This window comes from Marinobacter zhanjiangensis (assembly GCF_014651935.1).
Lineage (GTDB): Bacteria > Pseudomonadota > Gammaproteobacteria > Pseudomonadales > Oleiphilaceae > Marinobacter > Marinobacter zhanjiangensis.
Map to the genome: position 1 here is coordinate 321,179 of NZ_BMXV01000004.1, position 18,973 is coordinate 340,151.

Consider the following 18,973-nt stretch of genomic DNA (forward strand, 5'->3'; position numbering starts at 1 on the left):
CCTGGCGTGGGATTTAAATACAAAGGAGCATTCTACCTGAGTGTAAATTCTGTATCTTCTGTGGCTTTCAGCTATCGTGTAGGTTGAATCAAGTGATATGTCGACAATATGGGAAGCGGCTGCCCCTCAATCCCTTGCAGCGGGGCGGGAAATCGCTTTCAGGACACGGCTCCGGGGTTTTGCGGTACCTGCAGCTGGGCAGCTCCGGGAACAGAGAGCACCAGAATTTTCATGCAGTCCGATAATCTGCGGATCCTCGTCCTGGCCGGGGAACACACTGATTTCCTCTGGTACGGCAATCTGCTCCGTGGCCATCAGGATTTCGTGCCGGAGTTGACCTGGTGTCCGGACCCGGACGACCTGGGGGATCTGCTGCTCAATGCCCATTTCGATGTGCTGCTGTGGGAGTGCACCTTCCACGCCGGCTCCGCAGCCGGTTTCCTGCAGTACCTTTCCGTTGCCGGCAATGAAAAGCCGGTCATAGCCCTGGGTGCCGCCAGCGAAGATGAGCTCAGCCAGGAAATGATGGCCAGCGGTGCTGCCGACTACCTGAGCAAGGCTCGCCTTGAGCGCTGGTCTCTCGGCCGGGCGGTTCGCTGTGTCTGGTTCCGCCGGCAGCTGGAGGACAGTGCCGGGGGCCAGATGGGGCGGGATGTGGCCAGCGGCTTCATCAACCGCAACCTGTTCTTTGACCGGCTGCAGCAGGCCATCCTCAGGGCGGAGCGGGGCGATCACCGGCTGGCGCTGGTGCATATCAATATCGACGATTTCCGTACCGTGAATGAGTCCCTGGGCTACAGTCGAGGTGACGAGCTGGTGCTCAAGCTGGCGGAACGGCTGCGCAAGGTGATTCGCCGGGTGGATTCCCTGATGCGTATCGGCGGCGACGAGCTGGCGGTGATCGCCGAGAACGTGGACGATTCCCTCGACCTGTCCCATATCGTGCGCAAGCTGGTGGCGGCCCTGGGTGACCCGGTCAATGTTGGCGGCAATCTGGTCGGCGTGACCGCCAGTCTGGGCGTGTCCACGTTCCCGGAGGCCGGCGATACGCCGGAAACGCTGCTGCGGCGGGCCAACCGGGCCATGTTCGAGGCCAAGCGCGATGCCGGTACCAGCTACCGGTTCTACAACCGGCAGCTGCATATCTCCGCCGGCCACCAGATCAAACTGGAAGGGGACCTGCGCAATGCGCTGCGGGGCAATGAACTGGAACTCTATTACCAGCCGCGCATTGATCTTGTCACCGGCGAGGTCAGGGGGGTGGAGTGCCTGATCCGCTGGAACCACCCGACCCGTGGCCTGGTGATGCCCGACGAGTTCATTCCCGCCGCCGAGCGTAGCGGGCTGATCGTGCCGATCGGCTACTGGGTGATCGAGCAGGCCTGTGAGCGCCTGCGTGAATCCGCCGATCTGGGTTTCCCCGGGCTGGTGTTCGCCGTCAACCTGTCCTTCCGCCAGTTTCACGACCGCAAGATGACGGAAACCATCTTTCGCATTATCTTCAACGCCAATGTCGACACCTCGCTACTCGAGCTGGAGCTGACCGAGAGCGCCATGATGCATGACCCGGACTATGCCCAGCGCTGTTTGCGGGAACTCAGCCAGCTGGGCATCAGCTTTGCCCTGGACGACTTCGGTACCGGCTATTCCTCGCTCACCAACCTGCAGCATCTGCCCATTTCCCTGGTGAAGATCGACAAGTCCTTCGTTCAGGCTCTGGGGCAGTCCGGGGACTCGGAGCACATTATCCGCGCCATCATCAGCCTGGCCCACAGCCTGCAGATGAGCGTGGTGGCAGAGGGTGCAGAGACCGAGGGCCAGCTGGATTTCCTCCGGGAACAGCACTGCGACGAGGTGCAGGGATTCTATTACGCCAGGCCCATGCCCTGGTCCGATCTGATCACTTTCCTGCACGACCGCAATCGCCTGGCTTGCCTGCCGGAGTAAGGCCCTGTACCTTTTGCTCCTCAGCTTAATACAGTCAGGGACCGCCTGCTTCCGCAGCAGTCGAAGGTCCCCCATTCAGGTAACACAGCATGATCCGTATCCCCGCTCGTATTGCCGAAGAACTCGGCGTTCGTGAACAACAGGTAAACGCAACCATTGCCCTGCTGGACGAGGGCGCCACCGTGCCCTTCATCGCCCGCTACCGGAAAGAAGTCACTGGTGCCCTGGACGACACCCAGCTGCGGAACCTGGAAGAACGGCTGCGATATCTGCGGGAACTGGAAGATCGCCGGGAGACCATCCTCAACAGCATCGATGAACAGGGCAAACTGACCGACGAGCTCCGCAACGATATTAATGCGGCGGAGACCAAACACCGTCTGGAAGATCTGTATCTGCCCTACAAGCCGAGGCGTCGCACCAAGGCCCAGATTGCCCGCGAGGCTGGTCTGGAACCGCTGGCGGATACCCTGTACGACGACCCGGGCCAGGATCCGGAAACCGTGGCAGCCGGCTATCTCAACCCGGAAGCCGGCGTGGAAGACGTCAAGGCCGCCCTTGAGGGAGCCCGCAATATCCTGATGGAGCGGTTCGCCGAGGACGCCGAATTGCTGGGCCGCTTACGAGACTACCTGTGGAATGAAGGTGTGCTGAAGGTCAGCGTGATCGAAGGCAAGGAATACGAGGGCGCCAAGTTCCGGGACTACTTCGACCACCGGGAGCCCCTGAAGAAGATGCCCTCCCACCGGGCCCTGGCGGTACTGCGGGGACGAAACGAAGGCATTCTCACCTATGGTATTGCCGTTGAGGGCGAGAGCGATGATCGTCGCGTACCGCATCCGGCGGAAGGCAAGATCGCCGCCCACTGGCGTATCCGCGACGATGGCCGGCCGGCGGACCGCTGGTTGTCGGAAGTGGTGCGTTGGACCTGGCGGGTCAAGCTGTCCACCCAGCTGGAAACCGACCTCATGGCTCAGGTTCGCGAAGCGGCCGAGGCCGAGGCTATCCAGGTGTTCGCCAACAACCTCAAGGACCTGCTCCTGCTGGCGCCGGCTGGTCCCCGCGCCACCCTGGGCCTGGACCCCGGCTTGCGCACCGGAGTAAAGGTCGCGATCATCGACGCCACCGGCCAGGTTGCCGGTCATGGCGCCATTTACCCCCACGCGCCGAAGAACCAGTGGGACCAGGCCATTGAGCAGATGGCCAGATGGTGCCGGGAATACAACATCGAGCTGGTGGCCATCGGTAACGGCACCGCTTCCCGGGAAACCGAGAAACTGGTGGCCGATCTCTGCAAACGTTACCCGGAGCTGAAGCTCAATCGCATTGTGGTCAGTGAATCTGGCGCTTCGATCTATTCCGCCTCCGAATTTGCATCCCGGGAGCTGCCCGACCTGGACGTCACCATCCGCGGCGCCGTATCCATCGCCCGTCGCCTGCAGGATCCGCTGGCCGAGATGGTCAAGATCGAACCCAAGTCCATTGGTGTCGGCCAGTACCAGCATGATGTCTCCCAGGTGCAGCTGGCGCGCAGCCTGGATGCGGTGGTGGAGGATTGTGTCAACGGTGTCGGGGTGGACCTGAACACCGCGTCCGCACCGCTGCTTTCAAGAGTGTCCGGTCTCAACCCCGGCACCGCCGAGAACATCATCGATTTTCGCAGTCGCAACGGCGCTTTCCGCAGCCGCAAGCAGCTGCTGGAGGTGCCTCGCCTGGGTCCGAAGACCTTTGAACAGGCCGCCGGTTTCCTGCGTATCAGCCAGGGAGAGAACCCTCTGGACCGTTCCGCCGTACATCCCGAGGCCTACGGCGTGGTGGCGGCCATTGCGGAGAAAAATGCCCGCAAGGTGGCGGACCTTGTGGGGGATGTCAGCTTTTTGCGTTCCCTGAACCCGGAGGACTATGTCACCGAACGGTTTGGTGTGCCCACCATCCGTGACATCATCGCCGAGCTGGAGAAGCCGGGGCGGGATCCGCGGCCGGAATTCCGTTTTGCCAGTTTCCAGGAAGGCGTGGAAACCCTGAACGACCTCAAGCCGGGCATGACTCTGGAAGGTACTGTCACCAACGTCACCAACTTCGGTGCATTTGTTGATATCGGTGTGCACCAGGACGGGCTGGTGCACATTTCCGCCCTGTCCCACGACTTCGTCAAGGACCCGCGGGAAGTGGTCAAGGCCGGGGATATCGTCAAGGTCAAGGTTATGGACGTGGACATTCCCCGCAAGCGGATTGCCCTGTCCATGCGCCTGGACGACAAACCCGGCGAGAGCAACCGGCCGGAGCGGGGGCAGGGCGACCGCAAGGCTGCCGGTAAGCCCGGACAGGGCGCCGGGGCGCGTGATAACGGCAAGGGCAAGCCGAAACAACAGCAACAGCCACAGGGTGCCATGGCCGGCGCGCTGGCCCAGGCCATGGCGTCGGCCAAGGGCAAGCGCTGAAGATTGATTGATAGGGCACATTGCCCCCACACATTGTCCGCAACGGCGATCAGGCCGTTTACCTGGTGATCAGAGGAGTCAACCATGGGTGCATCGCGCCAGGCGCTGTTTTCACAGCTCACGGCCAGTGACTGGGACGGTTTCCTGAAAGGGGCCGAGAAAGAGGGCTTGCGGGTGGACCGCAACGGTTTTATTGCCCAGACGCCGCACCCGGAAGCGCTGGGCTCGGCGCTGACACACCCTCGCATCACCACGGACTACTCCGAGTCGCTGATGGAGCTGATCACGCCGGTGTGCCGCAGTACCGAGGAAATGCTGACCTCGCTGCGGGATATCCACTGGTTTGTGCAGCAGCACCTGGGGGACGAGGTGCTCTGGTCAGCAAGCATGCCCTGTGAGCTGGATGGCGACCCCAGCATCCCCATCGCTGAATATGGCAGCTCCCATATCGGTCAGCTCAAGCATGTCTACCGCCAGGGGCTGGCGGTGCGTTACGGGCGCATGATGCAGAGTATCGCCGGCGCCCACTACAACCTGTCGCTGCCGGATAGCTTCTGGCAAAAGTGGCAGCAGATGCTGGGCGGCGGCCAGCCCCTCAGGGACTTCAAGTCGGACCAGTACTTCTGGCTGATCCGGAACTTCCGCCGTCGCAGCTGGCTGCTGATGCTGCTGTTCGGCGCTTCGCCGGCATTGGATGCCAGCTTTGTGAAGGGCATGAAGCACCAGCTTGCGCCGCTGGGCCGCGATTCCTGGTACGGTCCTTATACCACCTCGCTGCGTATGGGCGATCTTGGCTATCACAATAACGCCCAGTCTTCCCTGAACATCTGCTTCAACGAGCTGAAGACCTACACCGAAACCCTGGAACGTGCCATCCACACCGACTGGCCGGAATACCAGAAGATCGGCACCCGCCGGGGGGATCAGTTCATACAGCTCAACACCAGCATTCTGCAGATCGAGAACGAGTACTACAGTGCGGTGCGCCCCAAGCGTACAACCGAGCGGGGCGAAAAGCCCATTCAGGCCCTGGATGACCGGGGTGTGGAGTACATCGAAGTGCGCTGCCTGGATCTGGATCCGTTTTCACCCCTTGGTCTGAATGCACCGCAGGTGGATTTCCTGGACCTGTTCCTGCTGGGCTGCCTGCTCAGGGACAGCCCGCGTATTGATGATGCCGAGTGCGAACGCCTGGATGACAACTACAAGGATGTGATCAATGAGGGGCGCAACCCCGACCTGAGACTGACCCGCTGCGACCAGTCCACGCCGGTGATGGATGCCGCCCGGGAGGCCCTGGACGATCTGCAGGGTCTGGCGGAGCAGCTTGACCAGTGGCAGGGCGGCACCCGTTACCGGGAAGCCCTGGAGGTGCAGCGCAACAAGGTGGAAGACCCCTCACTGCTGCCCTCGGCCCGGGTTCTCGCGGCCATGGAAAGCACCGGGCAAGGTCATCGGGACTGGACCCTGGCACTGTCCCGGGAGCACCAGCAGGCTCTGCAGGATGCAGTGCCGGATGAACAGGTACGGGCCGACTTCGAGAAGATGACCCGGGAATCGCTGGAGGAGCAGCGCGCCATGGAACAGTCCGACCAGGGCAGCTTCGCGGAATTTCTGGAGCACTACCTGGCCAGTTGAGGGTCTGGGTATTCTCCCTGGCTAACGCTGGATCACAAAGGAGGTGAACAGCACGTCGACAACCTGTTCGCCGGTCTGCTGTTCTTCCAGTACCTGGTTCATGCGATCACGGGCCTCCCGCCGCAGTGCTTGTTGGCCTTCGCTGCCGGACAGCGTCTGCAGGTCGGACTGTTCGCCAAAAAGCATGACCAGTTCATGGCGCAGGCGGGGCATATGGGTTTCAATGGCGTCCCTGGCGGTTTCGGTGCCGACCCGCAGGCTGACATTGGCCTTCAGGTAGGCCGGGCGCTCGCTGGGTTCGCCCACGTGGGTGACAAAGGACGGCCTCATTTCCACGTATTCAGTGTGGCTTTCTGTGGTTTCCTCGCTGTCTTCCGATGCCTCTTCGTCATCGTCGGCGGCCACAGCAGGCAGCGACAGGGCGGCGGCGAGGAGCAGGCTGATCCACAGGGTAAGGGGTCGATTCATCATCGGCGCTCTTGTTTCATTTTGACAGGAATTCTGACTCGCACAATATCAGGACCCGGGGGCTGATGCAGCCATTGCGGTTCACTGTGCTCAGGGGTTTGGCAGAAGGTTGGGGTTTATATGCGCAGGCTGGTTTATCTTTTTGCGTTTCTGGTGCCCGCCGGGTTACTGGCGGTGGCGTTCTACATGGAGTATGTCATGGGCCTGGAGCCCTGTCCGCTGTGCTGGTTGCAACGCTTTGCGTTCATGGCAGTGGGTGCCGTGGGGCTGGTGGCGGTGTTGCACAACCCCGGGAACATCGGTAGCCGCATATACGGTTTCCTGCTGGCGCTGACCGGCGGTATCGGCCTGGGCCTGGCAGGGCGCCAGTTATGGCTGCAAAGCCTGCCGGCGGATCAGGTGCCGGCCTGCGGTTCGTCCGTGGACTACATGCTGGAAGTGTTTCCGCTGATAGATGTGCTGGCCATGGCCGTCAAGGGTACCGGCGATTGCGCCAAGGTCGTCTGGACCTTCCTGGGACTCAGCATTCCGGGCTGGACCGCCGTATTCTTTACCCTGATCATTCTGGCTGGCCTGGGTATTCTGTTTGGTCTGGTCCGCGGAACGAGTACTGATCGCTGAGGGCTGTACAGTCACCGACGGCTCTTTGCAGCTGAAATCTGACGCCCTGCCATCATGGTGGGGCGTTTTTGTTTTTGCTCTGCAGGCACCCGCGATGCCTGGCTCTGACGCCTCTATCGACTGACCCGATAGTGTTTGTACTGACTCTTCCACGGGGTGCTCTTCCGCGCTTGCCCGGCTGATCGGAATTGGGGTAACTTGGTTAACATTAACGCCAGTGCCCCGTTGGTCACCCAATGGACCAGACGGGCACTGGCTGAGACAGCAAGCCAACACCACCAAAAGTAAGTCTGCCCGGGAGGCACCATGCTAGACCACTGCCAGAATGCGAAGGAGCGCTGGGGAGGCGTTCACCAACTGATTGATCGCTGGCTCAAGGAGCGTCAGGAATTACTGGTGCATTACTGCGATCTGTCGGACACGGCCCGGGACACAGCCTCGGAAGACCTGGGCAAGAAGCTGGAGCGGCTCTGCGAGATTCTGGTGGACTATACCTCGGCCGGTCACTTCGAGATTTACGAGCAACTGATTCAGGAGGCCCGGGAGTTCGATGACGGCGGCACTGAGCTGGCAGGGCGATTGTACCCCCGGATCAGCGAGACGACCGAAGTGGTGCTGGACTTCAACGAACGAATCGATGGCAAGCGGCCGGCAGCGTCGGAGATGGACGATCTGATGGCGGAGTTGTCCCGGCTGGGTGAAGCCCTGGAGACCCGGTTCGAACTGGAAGATTTCCTGATCGAGTACCTGCACAACGCCCACGCCGACAAGGTTCCTTCCTCGGTCTGACCATGCCCGGTGTGATTGCGCGGCATACAGGAAGGGCGGCCCGGAGGCCGCCCTTCCTGTTTCGCCTGGACAGGTAGCGGATTTACTCCTGGCCGGCTTCCGGGTTCACTTCCAGAAGTTCCACATCGAACACCAGGGTCTCATTGGGGCCGATGCCCCTGTTACCACCCGGGCCGTAGGCCAGGTCCGACGGAATGTACAGCTTGTAACGGCTGCCTTCGTTCATCAGCTGCAGGCCCTCGGTCCAGCCAGCAATCACCTGGTTCAGGCGGAAGGTGACGGGCTCCCCCCGTTCACGGGAGCTGTCGAAAACCTCTCCGGATAGCAACTCGCCGGTGTAGTGAACCTTCACTTCATCCTCGGCGGCGGGCTTCTCGCCATCGCCTTCTTCCAGCACTTCATACTGCAGGCCCGAGTCGGTGGTCATGACTTCCTCGCGCTCGGCATTCTCGGCCAGAAAGGCTTCGCCTTTTTCCTGGTTCTCGGTCGCGGTCTGCTGCATTTCCTGCTGTTGCTTTTGCTGCATTTCCTGCTGGTAGGCCATCATCGCGTCCTGAATTTCGCTATCGCTCAGGCGGGCCTCCTCGCTACCGCCGTGGGCCAGGCGGAAGCCTTCGATGAATTGCTCCAGCTCCAGATTCGGCAGGTCGTTCTTGATGCGCTCGGCAAACACGATGCCCATACCGTAGCTGACTTTCTGGCTGTTGGTTTCCAGGGGCGCCTGGGTTACCTCGGGGGTCTGTGTGCCGGCTGTGCACCCGGCGAGGATGCCGGCAACCGAGAGAGCAATAAGCGATTTCTTCATGATCGTTCCTGTCAGATTGATTGTGTTTTCTGGTGTCCACTCGGGCAAAAGGTAACTCCTTAAAGGCCCGGATGCCACTGACAGTGTCGTAATTCTGGCGTGATAATGATACCCGCTGCCGGTCGTTTGCTCAGCTGCCGTTTTCGGGGTAACGGGGGCCAAGGGAAAACGGGGCGGAATAGGGGGAATTCAGGTCTTCATCCGCCGGGTCGGGGCCGTCGGGGGTGGCCGGCCGGGTTTCCGGGCCGGGGTCGACGGTCAGCGTGTACCACGGCCCCTCGGCGGGTGGCTGATCGGCGTAGTGCCAGCCGCCGTCTTCGTCCTGCCACTTGAAAACGATTTCCGGTCCCTCGGGGATAACGGGCGCCGGTACCACGGCCTCGAAGGAGGGGATGGTGTCGGACTCGCTCTGTTCCGGGCTCTGGCCGGCGGGGTTATCCGGAGCTTTAACGCCGTAGACGATAAAGCCCACCAGAACGGCCAGGGCGGGGAAGGCGAGCCGGATCAGCCATCGGGTCATGCCCCTTGCCCTCGCGGTTGATCGGGGGTCCCGTGCGAGGTGGCGCTGATGAGCTGTGCCAGGTGTCTGATCATGGGCTCCGTTGTGTCGTTGCTGCTGGTGTTTGCCGGGGCCGCCTGCCGGAGGTTGTACTCCGCCATCCGGTCCACATCCACAGGGCTGTCGGCAGGCTCGGTTTCCCGTATCGCCAACCATGCCCGGTACAGCTCTACTCGCTCGGCTTCCAGCTCCGACCGGGCCAGGCTCTCCCTCAGGGGGGTGAGCAGGCTATCTGATTTATCGAGGGATTTCTTCAAAGATCGTATCGACTCTGTCACATTCCGCCGCCACTGCTGAATGGCTTGTGGTTCGTTGCCGGACCAGGCCGCCCCCTGACTGGCCAGCCAGGCCGCACAGAGTAATCGGGTTACGCTCCAGCCTTGCTCCTGCAGGCACAGGAGCAAGTCACGGGCAGCATCCTGTTGCCAGAGTGCCAGGGCAAATTGCCAGAGTGGCGTGTCTGTGTCCGGCCCGTTGTGCCGGGTGTCCGTTTCTGGCATTACCCGCTCTTTGTCTGTTTTGCCTGTTCCGCAGCTTCACGATTAACGCCCGGTCCGCTCGGGGCGTTATAATCCTGCAATGCTTACGATAACCGATCTCAGTTTACAACGCGGTGGTGTCTGGTTGCTAGAGTCCACCAGCGTCACTATCCAGCCAGGCCAGCGGGTTGCCATTGTCGGCTCCAACGGGGCGGGAAAGACCAGCCTGTTCCAGTTGCTGCTGGGGCAGTTGAGCCCGGAGCAGGGCAGTGTGAACCTGCCCGGCGGTTGCCGGATTGCTCACATGGCACAGGAAGTGGAAGCGACCGCACGCAGTGCGCGGGATTTCGTGCTGGATGGTGACACTCGCCTGCGGGAGCTGGAAGCGGAACTGGCTCGCGCGGAGGCCTCCGGTGACGATAACGCCATGGCGCGGATTCACGGCGAGCTGGATGTGCACGAGGCGTGGTCCGCACCCCGGCGCGCGGAAACCCTGATTCGCGGGCTGGGCTTTGTGGACGGCGATGCGGACCGCCCGGTGTCCTCGTTTTCCGGTGGCTGGCGAATCCGGCTGAATCTGGCCCAGGCGCTGATGAAGCCGTCTGATCTGCTGTTGCTGGACGAGCCCACCAACCACCTGGACCTGGATGCCTGCCTGTGGCTGGAAAACTGGCTGGCCCGCTATCCGGGTACACTGCTGTTTATCTCCCACGACCGGGATTTCATGGATCGGGTGGCCACCCACATTATTCACTTTGAGCGCAGGCAGCTGATTCAGTACACCGGCAACTATTCCGCCTTCGAGAGCCAGCGCAGCGAACGGCTGGCACAGCAGCAGGCCAACTACGAGAAACAGCAGGCCCGGGTTGCCGAGATCCAGCGCTTTATCGACCGTTTCCGGGCCCAGGCCACCAAGGCGCGGCAGGCCCAGAGCCGGGTCAAATCACTGGAGCGGATGGAGCAGATTGCGCCGGCCCATATCGACTCGCCGTTCAGTTTTACCTTCCCGATGGCGGACAAGGTATCCAACCCGCTGCTGTCGATACGCCATGGCAGAGCCGGCCACGGCAACACGGAGGTGCTGTCCGGGCTCAACCTGACCCTGCTGCCAGGCAGCCGTATCGGTCTGCTGGGCCCCAACGGTGCCGGCAAATCCACCCTGATGGATGCCCTGCGCGGAGAAGCCACCCTGCTCGGCGGCGAACGTACCTGTGGCGAGCACCTGTCCATCGGCTACTTTGCGCAGCACCAGCTGGAGTCACTGGACCTGGACGCCAGCCCGTTTCTGCACCTGCAGCGCCTGTCGCCGACCGCTTCCGAACAGAGCATCCGCAATTTCCTGGGCGGCTTCGATTTCCACGGTGATGAAGCCCTGTCGCCGATCCGCTCCTTCTCCGGCGGCGAAAAGGCGCGGGTGGCCCTGGCGGTGATTGCCTGGCAGAAACCCAACCTGTTGCTGCTGGACGAGCCCACCAACCACCTGGACCTGGAAATGCGGCAGGCCCTGACCATGGCGTTGCAGAATTTCGAGGGTGCCATGGTGGTGGTCTCCCACGATCGCCATCTGCTGCGCAATACCGTGGACCAGTTCTGGCTGGTCAGTGATGGCACCGTGACGCCCTATGAGGGTGATCTGGAAGATTACGAGCGCTGGCTGGCGGATCGCCGCAAGGACGATGACCAGCCGCCAAGGCGGGAAACCCGGGCGCCCGACACCGAAGCCGACCCCGGTTCCGGCCTGACCGCCGACCAGCGCAAGGTTCGCAAACGGGAACAGGCGGAACTGCGCCAGCAGCTCAGCCCCTGGAAAAAACAGCTGGCGCGGGCGGAAAAAACGATCGAAGCGGAGCAGGCCAGACTGGCGGAGTTGGAAGACGCACTGTCCGACGCCTCTCTGTACGAGGCCGGCAACAAGGACCGGCTCAAAGAGCTGCTGGCGGCGCAGGCATCGGCCCAGGCTGCCCTGGACAAGGCGGAAGCCAGCTGGCTGGAAACCGGCGAAAAACTGGAAGAGCTGGAAGCCCGGCTAGACTGACCTGCCCGGGTACCCTCGTCTGCCGGGTGTCCCGTTCGGTCAGCGCATTCACTAGCGGGTCTGGATATCCAGGTCAAAGCCCTGGCGGGCGATGTATTCCCGTTCGTTGGTGAAATCCGCCAGGGTCAGCGGGCGATCGCTCAGCCATTCCTCGTCAAAGGTCAGGGTCAGCTGTTTTCCCGAGGCCTGGGCTTTTATGGCAGGAGGCGCCTCGTAGTTGCGGGCATGTTGCAGCAACACGCCCAGGCGCAGGAGTATGCAAAGTCGCTTGAGCCGGTCGGCATCCCGGGGCGAGAAGCCCTCGAAGATAGAGGTGCTGAACTTGCGGCGGTGGCCTCGCACCAGGGTCGCCAGTTCCTGCTGGAACTGCTGGGTGAAGCCGGGCAGGTCGGAATAGCGCAGCAGGTAGGCGCCGTGCTTGTGGTACTGGCTGTGGGAGATGGTCAGGCCGATTTCATGCAGGCGTGAGGCCCAGCGCAGCAGTTCCTCGTCAGCCACCGTATCAATGCCCCAGCTCTGACAGACTGATTGCCAGAGGGTGATAGCCGACGCCTCCACGGCCTCGCCATGGCGCTGGTCCAGCTGATAGCGCTCCTGCAGGGCGCTGATGGTGCGTTCGCGCACATCCTCGTGTTGTATGCGGCCCATGATGTCGTAAAGCAGGCCCTCCCGCAGGGCACCATCGGCGTAGGTCATGCTCTCCACGCCCAGGGACTCGAAGGCCGCCAGCAGAATGGCAAAGCCTGCGGGAAAGATGCTCTGGCGGTCGGTACGGACCCCCAGGTCGGCAAGCCGGCGCACATGGCCCATGTCAATCAGCCGCCGGCGCAGCTCGCGCATGCTCTTCAGGTCAATGCTGCCGTCGGTAATGCGCAGGGTCGACAACACGCTGGAGACTGCCTTGATGGAGCCGGATGAGCCCACTGAACTCTGCCAGCCCAGTTCACGGTAACGGGAGCGGATATTGAGCAGCTCCTGAGACGCGTGGGTGACTGCCTGGTCCATCTGCCGGCGGTTGATCTTGCCATCCGCAAAGTAACGGTTACGAAACGACACGCAGCCCATGTGAAGGCTTTCCAGGGCCCGGGTTTCAAACCGCTCGCCAATGATGAACTCGGTGCTGCCCCCACCGATGTCCACCACCAGGCGGCGCCCGGTATCATCGGACAGGGTATGGGCGACACCCAGATAGATCAGACGTGCCTCCTCCCGGCCGGCAATGATCTCCACCGGGTAGCCCAGCACTTCCTCGGCGCGGGCTATAAACTGGTTGGCATTGCGGGCGACCCGGAGGGCGTTGGTGCCGACAATCTCCACCGCCTCCTGGGGCATGCCGCTGAGCCGCTGGGCAAAACGACGGAGGCAATCCAGCCCCCGCTGCTGGGCTTCCTCGGTAAGGTTGTTGTCTTCATCCAGGCCGGCCCCCAGCTGTACCTTCTCGCCCATTTTCTCGAGGGTTCGTATTTCTCCGTGAACCTGGCGCGCCACCACCATGTGAAAGCTGTTGGAGCCCATATCAATGGCTGCAAGCAGCTCGGAAGGGTTGGCGTTGTCTGAAGCCGTCACGTGTTTTGAAATCCTCTTGCCACGGTTTATAGTGCGCCGCATTGCCCGTGAAATGCCGGAGTCGGTACTATAAGCGAAACCGTGCCAGCCTGTCAGTAACGGTCCGTCCATCGCCAGAGGTCAGGGTTTGCACATAGGGACGCTTCACAGGCAGATGAGAAATCGCGTAAAGTAACGGCATCGCCTTCTCATAGCACCCGACATTTTATTCGCGACGGTGGCTTCACCGTCAAAAGATCCAGATCGCCAAGTGCCCCTCACCTCATCGTGAGACCGGCCTGGTGACAGAATCAGGAAACAGCAATGAGCGACAATATCGTAAACGTAACCGACGATTCCTTTGATCAGGACGTACTGAACGCCGACACCCCCGTACTGGTGGACTACTGGGCGGAATGGTGTGGCCCGTGCAAGATGATCGCGCCGGTACTGGAGGAAATTGCCGAAGAGTACGAAGGAAAGCTCAAGGTCTGCAAACTGAACATCGACGAAAACGAGCAGACCCCGCCCAAGTTCAACATCCGGGGCATTCCCACCCTGATGCTGTTCAAGAACGGCAACGTGGACGCCACCAAGGTAGGTGCGCTGTCCAAGTCCCAGCTCGCCGCGTTCCTCGACAGCAACCTGTAATCACAGATTGCCGGTCAAAGGCCGCCCCTGGACAGCAGGTTCACGGGCGGTTTTTTTATGGCTGAAAGAATGAGCAAATCAGTTATTGCCGGCCTGATCCTGGCCGGCGGCGAAGGCCGCCGCATGGGCGGTGTCGACAAAGGCCTGGTCGACTGGCACGGCCGGCCCCTGGTCGCCCGGGTGCTCGACGCCCTGGCACCGGTGGTCACAGCCGTATGGATCAGCGCCAACCGCTCCCTGGAAGAGTACCGGCTGTACAGTGATCACCTGATCAGCGACTCCGATGGTTTCCAGTGGCAGGGCCCCATGGCCGGTCTCCTGGCCGGGCTGAGGGCGGCGGCTGAGTGTGGGGCGGACGCCGTACTCGTCTCCCCCTGCGACACCCCCAATGTCACCCCCGAACTGTTTCGTACACTCTACGACGCCTACCAGGACGAGCCCGGCGTAGCGGTTATAGTCCGGTCCGGCGACCGTCTGCATCCGCTGCATGGCGTCTATCCGGTATCACTGGTGCCAGAACTGGAAAAGAGACTAAGGGCAGGAAATCGCAAGGTCATGGCATTCGTAGAGGCGGCAGGTGCAAGGTCCGTAACAATCAAGTCAGAAACGTTGCTGGATAACATCAATTATCTAGCAGACGACTAGTGCTGGCAGGCACCACAGTCTGTAATTACTCCCCCCAACGATCCCCAAGCCGAACATCAGTATCCTTCTGTTCAACCCAATGCTCGCCGCTCTCGGTCAGTTCCTTCTTCCAGAAAGGCACACTGGTCTTGAGAATATCCATCAGGAACTGGCAGGCAGCAAAAGCATCCTCCCGATGGGCGCTGGCCACTCCCACAAACACAATCTGATCCGTCAGCTTCAGGGTACCGACCCGGTGGATGACGCGCACAGCACGCAGCTGCCAACGCTCCCGCGCCTGCCGGATCAGATCCTCAATCACCTGTTCCGTCATGCCCGGATAATGCTCCAGGTACAGGCCGGTCACGCCACTGAGATCACCGCTATCCCGCACCAGTCCGGTAAAAGTCGCAATGGCACCGGTACCACCGCCACTGTCCCTCAGGCGGGCATACTCCTGCGCCACATCAAAATCCGCCTCACCGACCCGAACTTCGGACATGGCTAACCTCCCGTTACCGGCGGAAAGAAAGCGACCTCATCGCCGGGCTGAACCGGTGTTTCCGGTCTGGCCATGGCCTGGTTGACCGCGATCATTACCGGCTGACCCTCCACCAGTTGCTGCCAGGGGCCGCCCCGGCTGGCCAGTTGTGCCAGCAGGTCGCCGGCGGTCCGCGCCCCGGCGCAGGGCACGGACTCACCGTCCGTGTCCAGCTCCTCCCGCAGGCGTGCAAAATAGCGAATGGTTACGGTGTCTTCGGCCATGGCGTTACCCGAGCAGTTCACTGAAGGAATAATAGCGAATGATATCACCCGGGGTGACGGTGGTGTCCTCCGACACAACCGCCAGCCCATCGCCCCAGCAGGCGGAACTCAGCACGCCGGAACTCTGGTTGGGGTAGGCCTTCACGGTTACCCCGTCCGGGCCATCTTCCTTGCGGGCCCTGAGAAATTCCCGCCGGATGGAGGCCTTGTCCACCGTGAAACCGGCGGGCAGGGGCTCCCCGATAGGGCGATAGCGGCGGTTTCCCTGACAGTGGCGGATATAGGGCAGCCCTGCTACCAGGAAGGTCACCAGCACCGCGGCCGGATTGCCCGGCAGGCCCAGAACCGGAACGCCGCCAATGGCACCAAACGCCAACGGTTTGCCCGGTTTGATGGCCAGACGCCACAGGGAAAGCTCGCCTTCCTTCTCCAGCACCGCCCGCACATGGTCTTCCTCGCCCACGGAAACACCGCCGCTGGTAATGATCAGGTCCGCCTCTTTAGCGGCGGTCAGCAGGCTGTCGCGGGTGGCACCCCGTTCATCACGGAGAGTCTCGCAACGGATGATCTCGCAACCCACGGCCTCCAACAGCCCGCTCAGGGTGAAGCGGTTGGTGTTGTAGATCTGCCCCGGCTGGAGTGGCTGGCCCGGGTCCACCAACTCATCGCCGGTGGAGAATACCGCCACCCTCAGGCGGCGAAGTACCGTGACCTCACCGATGCCCATGGAACCCAGCAGGCCCATTTCCTGGGGACGAATGGGGGTGCCGGCGGAGAGGGCAGTGTCGCCCTGTTTCAGGTCCTGGCCCTGGCGCCGGATGTTCTGGCCGGTTTCCACCGCAGCGGTAATGGCAATGCCGCTGTCCTTTTGCTCGGTGCGTTCCTGCATCACCACGGCATCGGCGCCGGCGGGGATTTCCGAGCCGGTAAAAATGCGTACCGCTGTGCCTGATTCAAGCTCCCCCGGCGGCTCACCGGCGGCGACCCGGCCAGACACCGGCAGCACCGGGTGATCGGCAAGATCCGCGGCGCGCACGGCGTAGCCGTCAACGGCACTGTTGTCCGCCGGTGGTACATCCGCCGGTACGGCGATATCCGCTGCCAGCACACGCCCCAGGGTCTGGTGGAGGGGCAGGGTGGCGGTCCGAGTTACCACCCGCGCCCGGTCCAGCAGGTGCGCGAGCGCGTCGTCCAGGGAAGTCAGGTTCTGGCCAGCCATCAACCTGCTGCCCTGTCGCCAATCTGCTCGTCCACCCGGTGCAGGGGCCGGTCCGGCTTACGTTGAACCAGTGCGGCGAAATTGCACGGGCCGTGGCGGCTGTCCAGCTGGGTGCTGAGAATGCCTTCCCAGCCGGTGCGGCAGGCGCCGGTGGAACCGGGCAGGCAGAAAATCACCGTGTGGTTGGCCAGACCGCCGAAGGCCCGGGACTGGATGGTGGAGGTGCCGATATCCTGCTGCGACAGACGCCGGAATTCCTCCCCGAAACCGTCAATCGTCTTGTCCAGCAGCGGAGCCACCGCTTCCGGGGTACTGTCCCGCTCATGGAAGCCGGTGCCGCCGGTGATGATGATCCCGTGGATCTGCGGATCGGCAATCCAGCGGGACATCAGCGCCCGTACCAGGTAGACATCGTCTGGCAGCATGCGCCGGGCGGCAAGCCGGTGACCGGTGGCCAGCAACTGGTCTTCCAGGTACTGACCTGACGTATCCTCCGCCGGGCCCCGGGTGTCGGAAACGGTCAGCAGGGCGATATTGAGGGGGGTCAGTTCACCGGTGGGCGTGCTGCTCATGGAAATCTCCGCAATGTGTTCATTCGTATGGTGACAGTATCCGTATTGATAGCAGCCATTGGAAGGGAATACCCCAACGGGCGTAGGGATAATCCCCTCACCGGAGAGGCCAATCCATTGAGAACCAGGTTTCGTCTTGAAAAATCTGATGCGAAATTGGAAGGCAACACTTGACAGGCGCACTACGGGTAGTCGATTATCCTGTTTGCCTGGCGAACGGTTGTTCTCCTTGTCCCTGGCCCCAATACTTTCCGGACTCCATCACCACCGGTTGCTCCATCTGGCCAGCATCAACTTTTTTTAGCGTTTATCTGATCAATCCGTTCAGGGGCTTCCCTGTCATACCAACTATCGCTTACTTCCATTCCTGATAATCCTACAAACTATGAATCTTACCGAACTCAAGCAGAAGTCCATGCCCGAATTGCTCGATATTGCGCAAGAGATGGGCCTGGAAAACCTGGCCCGGTCGCGCAAGCAGGACGTGATTTTCACGATCCTGAAAAAGCATGCAAAGAGTGGCGAGGACATATACGGCGACGGCGTACTGGAAATTCTGCAGGACGGCTTCGGCTTCCTCAGGTCTGCAGACGCCTCTTACCTGGCGGGCCCGGACGACATCTACGTGTCCCCGAGCCAGATCCGCCGCTTCAACCTCCGTACCGGTGACACCGTCGCCGGCAAGATCCGGCCCCCCAAGGACGGCGAGCGCTACTTCGCGCTGCTCAAGGTCAATGAGATCAACTTTGACCAGCCGGACAACGCCCGCAACAAGATTCTGTTTGAAAACCTGACGCCGCTGTTCCCGGATGAGCGGATGGTGCTCGAGGCAGGCAATGGCAGCACCGAAGACCTGACCTCACGCACCCTCGACCTGGTGGCGCCTATCGGCAAGGGCCAGCGGGGCCTGATCGTATCGCCGCCCAAGGCCGGTAAAACGCTGCTGATGCAGGGCATCGCCCAGGCCATCACCCGTAACAACCCCGAGTGCCATGTGATGGTACTGCTCATTGACGAGCGTCCGGAGGAAGTGACGGAAATGCAGCGCACCGTGCGCGGCGAAGTGATTGCCTCCACCTTTGACGAGCCCCCGGCCCGTCACGTTCAGGTGGCGGAAATGGTGATCGAGAAAGCCAAGCGCCTGGTGGAGCACAAGAAGGATGTGGTTATCCTGCTGGACTCCATTACCCGTCTGGCCCGCGCCTATAACACGGTGATTCCGTCGTCCGGCAAGGTACTCACCGGTGGTGTTGACGCCCACGCCCTGGAAAAGCCCAAGCGGTTCTTCGGTGCGGCCCGTAACGTGGAGGAAGGCGGCAGCCTGACCATCCTGGCGACCGCGCTGGTGAACACCGGGTCCAAGATGGACGAGGTGATTTACGAGGAGTTCAAGGGCACCGGCAACATGGAGGTGCACCTGGATCGCAAGATCGCCGAGAAGCGGGTTTACCCGGCCCTCAACATTCGCAGCTCCGGCACCCGCCGTGAAGACCTGCTGATGACCGAGGCTGATATTCAGCGAATCTGGATCCTGCGCAAGCTGCTGCACTCCATGGACGACGATACCGCCGCCATCGAGTTCCTGCTCGACAAGCTCAAGGACACCAAGACCAACGACGAATTCTTCCAGTCCATGAAGCGTCGTTAACCCACCCCCTTGTGCTTCCGACCCTTTGCTCCGGTGAGGGCATTCTTCCAGGGTCGGGGATTCGGGGGCGGGATGTATCTACGGCGTGTCCGGAAAGATCCATCCCGCCCCCGGATCGTACTCCAGACTCCGCCCTTAAACGTTCTCCGCGCCCAGCCACCGGAGCT

General features: G+C 61.7%; 18 protein-coding genes. 9 read left to right on the forward strand and 9 right to left on the reverse strand.

Annotated elements, in window-relative coordinates; translation table 11 throughout:
- The first annotated feature begins 231 nt into the window (after positions 1-231).
- The 3 genes from IE079_RS10495 (at position 232) to gshA (ending at position 6,026) form a co-directional block, all read left to right on the forward strand.
- Positions 232-1,947, forward strand: a complete 1,716-nt coding sequence (locus tag IE079_RS10495) for a putative bifunctional diguanylate cyclase/phosphodiesterase (RefSeq protein WP_189576117.1) — start codon at positions 232-234, stop codon at positions 1,945-1,947.
- 89 nt (positions 1,948-2,036) lie between these two features.
- On the forward strand, positions 2,037-4,388 hold the full coding sequence (locus tag IE079_RS10500) for a Tex family protein (RefSeq protein ID WP_189576120.1): 2,352 nt from the start codon (positions 2,037-2,039) through the stop codon (positions 4,386-4,388).
- 84 nt (positions 4,389-4,472) lie between these two features.
- Positions 4,473-6,026, forward strand: coding sequence for a glutamate--cysteine ligase (gene gshA / locus IE079_RS10505; RefSeq protein ID WP_189576122.1), 1,554 nt, complete (start codon positions 4,473-4,475; stop codon positions 6,024-6,026).
- A gap of 21 nt (positions 6,027-6,047) precedes the next feature.
- Here gshA and IE079_RS10510 read toward each other — a convergent pair whose 3' ends face one another.
- Positions 6,048-6,497 (reverse strand): flagellar basal body-associated FliL family protein, encoded by a 450-nt coding sequence (locus IE079_RS10510; protein WP_189576124.1) that lies wholly within the window; start codon positions 6,495-6,497, stop codon positions 6,048-6,050.
- Positions 6,498-6,614: 117 nt separating this feature from the next.
- Here IE079_RS10510 and IE079_RS10515 point away from each other — a divergent pair, with 117 nt between their 5' ends.
- Together IE079_RS10515 and rsd are read left to right on the forward strand one after the other, a co-directional pair.
- Positions 6,615-7,115, forward strand: a complete 501-nt coding sequence (locus IE079_RS10515) for a disulfide bond formation protein B (RefSeq protein WP_189576126.1) — start codon at positions 6,615-6,617, stop codon at positions 7,113-7,115.
- A 306-nt stretch (positions 7,116-7,421) separates the two neighbouring features.
- Entirely contained in the window at positions 7,422-7,904 is a 483-nt protein-coding gene (rsd, locus tag IE079_RS10520) for a sigma D regulator (protein WP_189576128.1), read from the forward strand.
- Positions 7,905-7,986: 82 nt separating this feature from the next.
- Here rsd and bamJ read toward each other — a convergent pair whose 3' ends face one another.
- The 3 genes from bamJ to IE079_RS10535 all read right to left on the reverse strand — a co-directional run bounded on the left by bamJ (position 7,987) and on the right by IE079_RS10535 (position 9,768).
- Positions 7,987-8,709, reverse strand: a complete 723-nt coding sequence (gene bamJ, locus IE079_RS10525; protein ID WP_189576130.1) for a BamJ family beta-barrel-assembly machinery protein — start codon at positions 8,707-8,709, stop codon at positions 7,987-7,989.
- 130 nt (positions 8,710-8,839) lie between these two features.
- Entirely contained in the window at positions 8,840-9,229 is a 390-nt protein-coding gene (locus tag IE079_RS10530) for a DUF4124 domain-containing protein (RefSeq protein WP_189576131.1), read from the reverse strand.
- Complete coding sequence (locus IE079_RS10535) at positions 9,226-9,768, reverse strand: DUF2390 domain-containing protein (protein ID WP_189576132.1); 543 nt, start codon at positions 9,766-9,768, stop codon at positions 9,226-9,228. The genes IE079_RS10530 and IE079_RS10535 overlap by 4 nt, the downstream gene beginning before the upstream one ends.
- Positions 9,769-9,847: 79 nt before the next feature.
- Here IE079_RS10535 and IE079_RS10540 point away from each other — a divergent pair, with 79 nt between their 5' ends.
- Positions 9,848-11,782 (forward strand): ATP-binding cassette domain-containing protein, encoded by a 1,935-nt coding sequence (locus IE079_RS10540; protein ID WP_189576133.1) that lies wholly within the window; start codon positions 9,848-9,850, stop codon positions 11,780-11,782.
- A 51-nt stretch (positions 11,783-11,833) separates the two neighbouring features.
- On the opposite strand, the gene ppx is transcribed toward IE079_RS10540, so the two are convergent.
- The gene (gene ppx, locus IE079_RS10545; RefSeq protein WP_265013639.1) at positions 11,834-13,348 is read right to left on the reverse strand and encodes an exopolyphosphatase; all 1,515 of its coding nucleotides are present in this window, start codon (positions 13,346-13,348) and stop codon (positions 11,834-11,836) included.
- Between the two features lie 303 nt (positions 13,349-13,651).
- Between ppx and trxA the strand changes: the two genes are divergently transcribed.
- Both trxA and mobA read left to right on the forward strand, forming a co-directional pair.
- Positions 13,652-13,978 carry a thioredoxin TrxA gene (gene trxA, locus IE079_RS10550; RefSeq protein WP_189576135.1) on the forward strand — a complete coding sequence of 109 codons (327 nt, stop codon included), beginning with the start codon at positions 13,652-13,654 and terminating at the stop codon, positions 13,976-13,978.
- A gap of 69 nt (positions 13,979-14,047) precedes the next feature.
- A complete protein-coding gene (gene mobA / locus IE079_RS10555; RefSeq protein ID WP_189576136.1) occupies positions 14,048-14,623 on the forward strand; it encodes a molybdenum cofactor guanylyltransferase MobA in 576 nt (191 codons plus the stop codon).
- 25 nt (positions 14,624-14,648) lie between these two features.
- Here the strand turns inward: mobA and IE079_RS10560 are convergent, their stop codons facing one another.
- The 4 genes from IE079_RS10560 to moaB are packed head-to-tail and all read right to left on the reverse strand — an operon-like array spanning position 14,649 to position 17,158.
- Positions 14,649-15,104: a molybdenum cofactor biosynthesis protein MoaE gene (locus IE079_RS10560; protein WP_189576138.1), complete on the reverse strand. Its 456-nt coding sequence runs from the start codon at positions 15,102-15,104 to the stop codon at positions 14,649-14,651.
- A 2-nt stretch (positions 15,105-15,106) separates the two neighbouring features.
- Positions 15,107-15,367 carry a molybdopterin converting factor subunit 1 gene (gene moaD / locus IE079_RS10565; RefSeq protein ID WP_189576140.1) on the reverse strand — a complete coding sequence of 87 codons (261 nt, stop codon included), beginning with the start codon at positions 15,365-15,367 and terminating at the stop codon, positions 15,107-15,109.
- 4 nt (positions 15,368-15,371) lie between these two features.
- Positions 15,372-16,586, reverse strand: a complete 1,215-nt coding sequence (locus tag IE079_RS10570) for a molybdopterin molybdotransferase MoeA (RefSeq protein WP_189576143.1) — start codon at positions 16,584-16,586, stop codon at positions 15,372-15,374.
- Positions 16,586-17,158, reverse strand: coding sequence for a molybdenum cofactor biosynthesis protein B (gene moaB, locus IE079_RS10575; protein ID WP_189576145.1), 573 nt, complete (start codon positions 17,156-17,158; stop codon positions 16,586-16,588). Before moaB ends, IE079_RS10570 begins: the two co-directional genes overlap by 1 nt.
- A 385-nt stretch (positions 17,159-17,543) precedes the next feature.
- On the opposite strand from moaB, the gene rho reads away from it, so the two are divergent.
- Positions 17,544-18,806, forward strand: a complete 1,263-nt coding sequence (gene rho, locus IE079_RS10580; RefSeq protein ID WP_189576147.1) for a transcription termination factor Rho — start codon at positions 17,544-17,546, stop codon at positions 18,804-18,806.
- Positions 18,807-18,973: the final 167 nt, after the last annotated feature.

What these genes read in the sequence shown, in the direction of transcription:
- IE079_RS10495 (WP_189576117.1), top strand. Translation starts at nt 232, where the DNA reads ATGCAGTCCGATAATCTGCGGATCCTCGTCCTGGCCGGGGAACACACT.
- IE079_RS10500 (WP_189576120.1), top strand. Translation starts at nt 2,037, where the DNA reads ATGATCCGTATCCCCGCTCGTATTGCCGAAGAACTCGGCGTTCGTGAA.
- gshA (WP_189576122.1), top strand. Translation starts at nt 4,473, where the DNA reads ATGGGTGCATCGCGCCAGGCGCTGTTTTCACAGCTCACGGCCAGTGAC.
- IE079_RS10510 (WP_189576124.1), bottom strand. Translation starts at nt 6,497, where the DNA reads ATGATGAATCGACCCCTTACCCTGTGGATCAGCCTGCTCCTCGCCGCC.
- IE079_RS10515 (WP_189576126.1), top strand. Translation starts at nt 6,615, where the DNA reads ATGCGCAGGCTGGTTTATCTTTTTGCGTTTCTGGTGCCCGCCGGGTTA.
- rsd (WP_189576128.1), top strand. Translation starts at nt 7,422, where the DNA reads ATGCTAGACCACTGCCAGAATGCGAAGGAGCGCTGGGGAGGCGTTCAC.
- bamJ (WP_189576130.1), bottom strand. Translation starts at nt 8,709, where the DNA reads ATGAAGAAATCGCTTATTGCTCTCTCGGTTGCCGGCATCCTCGCCGGG.
- IE079_RS10530 (WP_189576131.1), bottom strand. Translation starts at nt 9,229, where the DNA reads ATGACCCGATGGCTGATCCGGCTCGCCTTCCCCGCCCTGGCCGTTCTG.
- IE079_RS10535 (WP_189576132.1), bottom strand. Translation starts at nt 9,768, where the DNA reads ATGCCAGAAACGGACACCCGGCACAACGGGCCGGACACAGACACGCCA.
- IE079_RS10540 (WP_189576133.1), top strand. Translation starts at nt 9,848, where the DNA reads ATGCTTACGATAACCGATCTCAGTTTACAACGCGGTGGTGTCTGGTTG.
- trxA (WP_189576135.1), top strand. Translation starts at nt 13,652, where the DNA reads ATGAGCGACAATATCGTAAACGTAACCGACGATTCCTTTGATCAGGAC.
- mobA (WP_189576136.1), top strand. Translation starts at nt 14,048, where the DNA reads ATGAGCAAATCAGTTATTGCCGGCCTGATCCTGGCCGGCGGCGAAGGC.
- IE079_RS10560 (WP_189576138.1), bottom strand. Translation starts at nt 15,104, where the DNA reads ATGTCCGAAGTTCGGGTCGGTGAGGCGGATTTTGATGTGGCGCAGGAG.
- moaD (WP_189576140.1), bottom strand. Translation starts at nt 15,367, where the DNA reads ATGGCCGAAGACACCGTAACCATTCGCTATTTTGCACGCCTGCGGGAG.
- IE079_RS10570 (WP_189576143.1), bottom strand. Translation starts at nt 16,586, where the DNA reads ATGGCTGGCCAGAACCTGACTTCCCTGGACGACGCGCTCGCGCACCTG.
- moaB (WP_189576145.1), bottom strand. Translation starts at nt 17,158, where the DNA reads ATGAGCAGCACGCCCACCGGTGAACTGACCCCCCTCAATATCGCCCTG.
- rho (WP_189576147.1), top strand. Translation starts at nt 17,544, where the DNA reads ATGAATCTTACCGAACTCAAGCAGAAGTCCATGCCCGAATTGCTCGAT.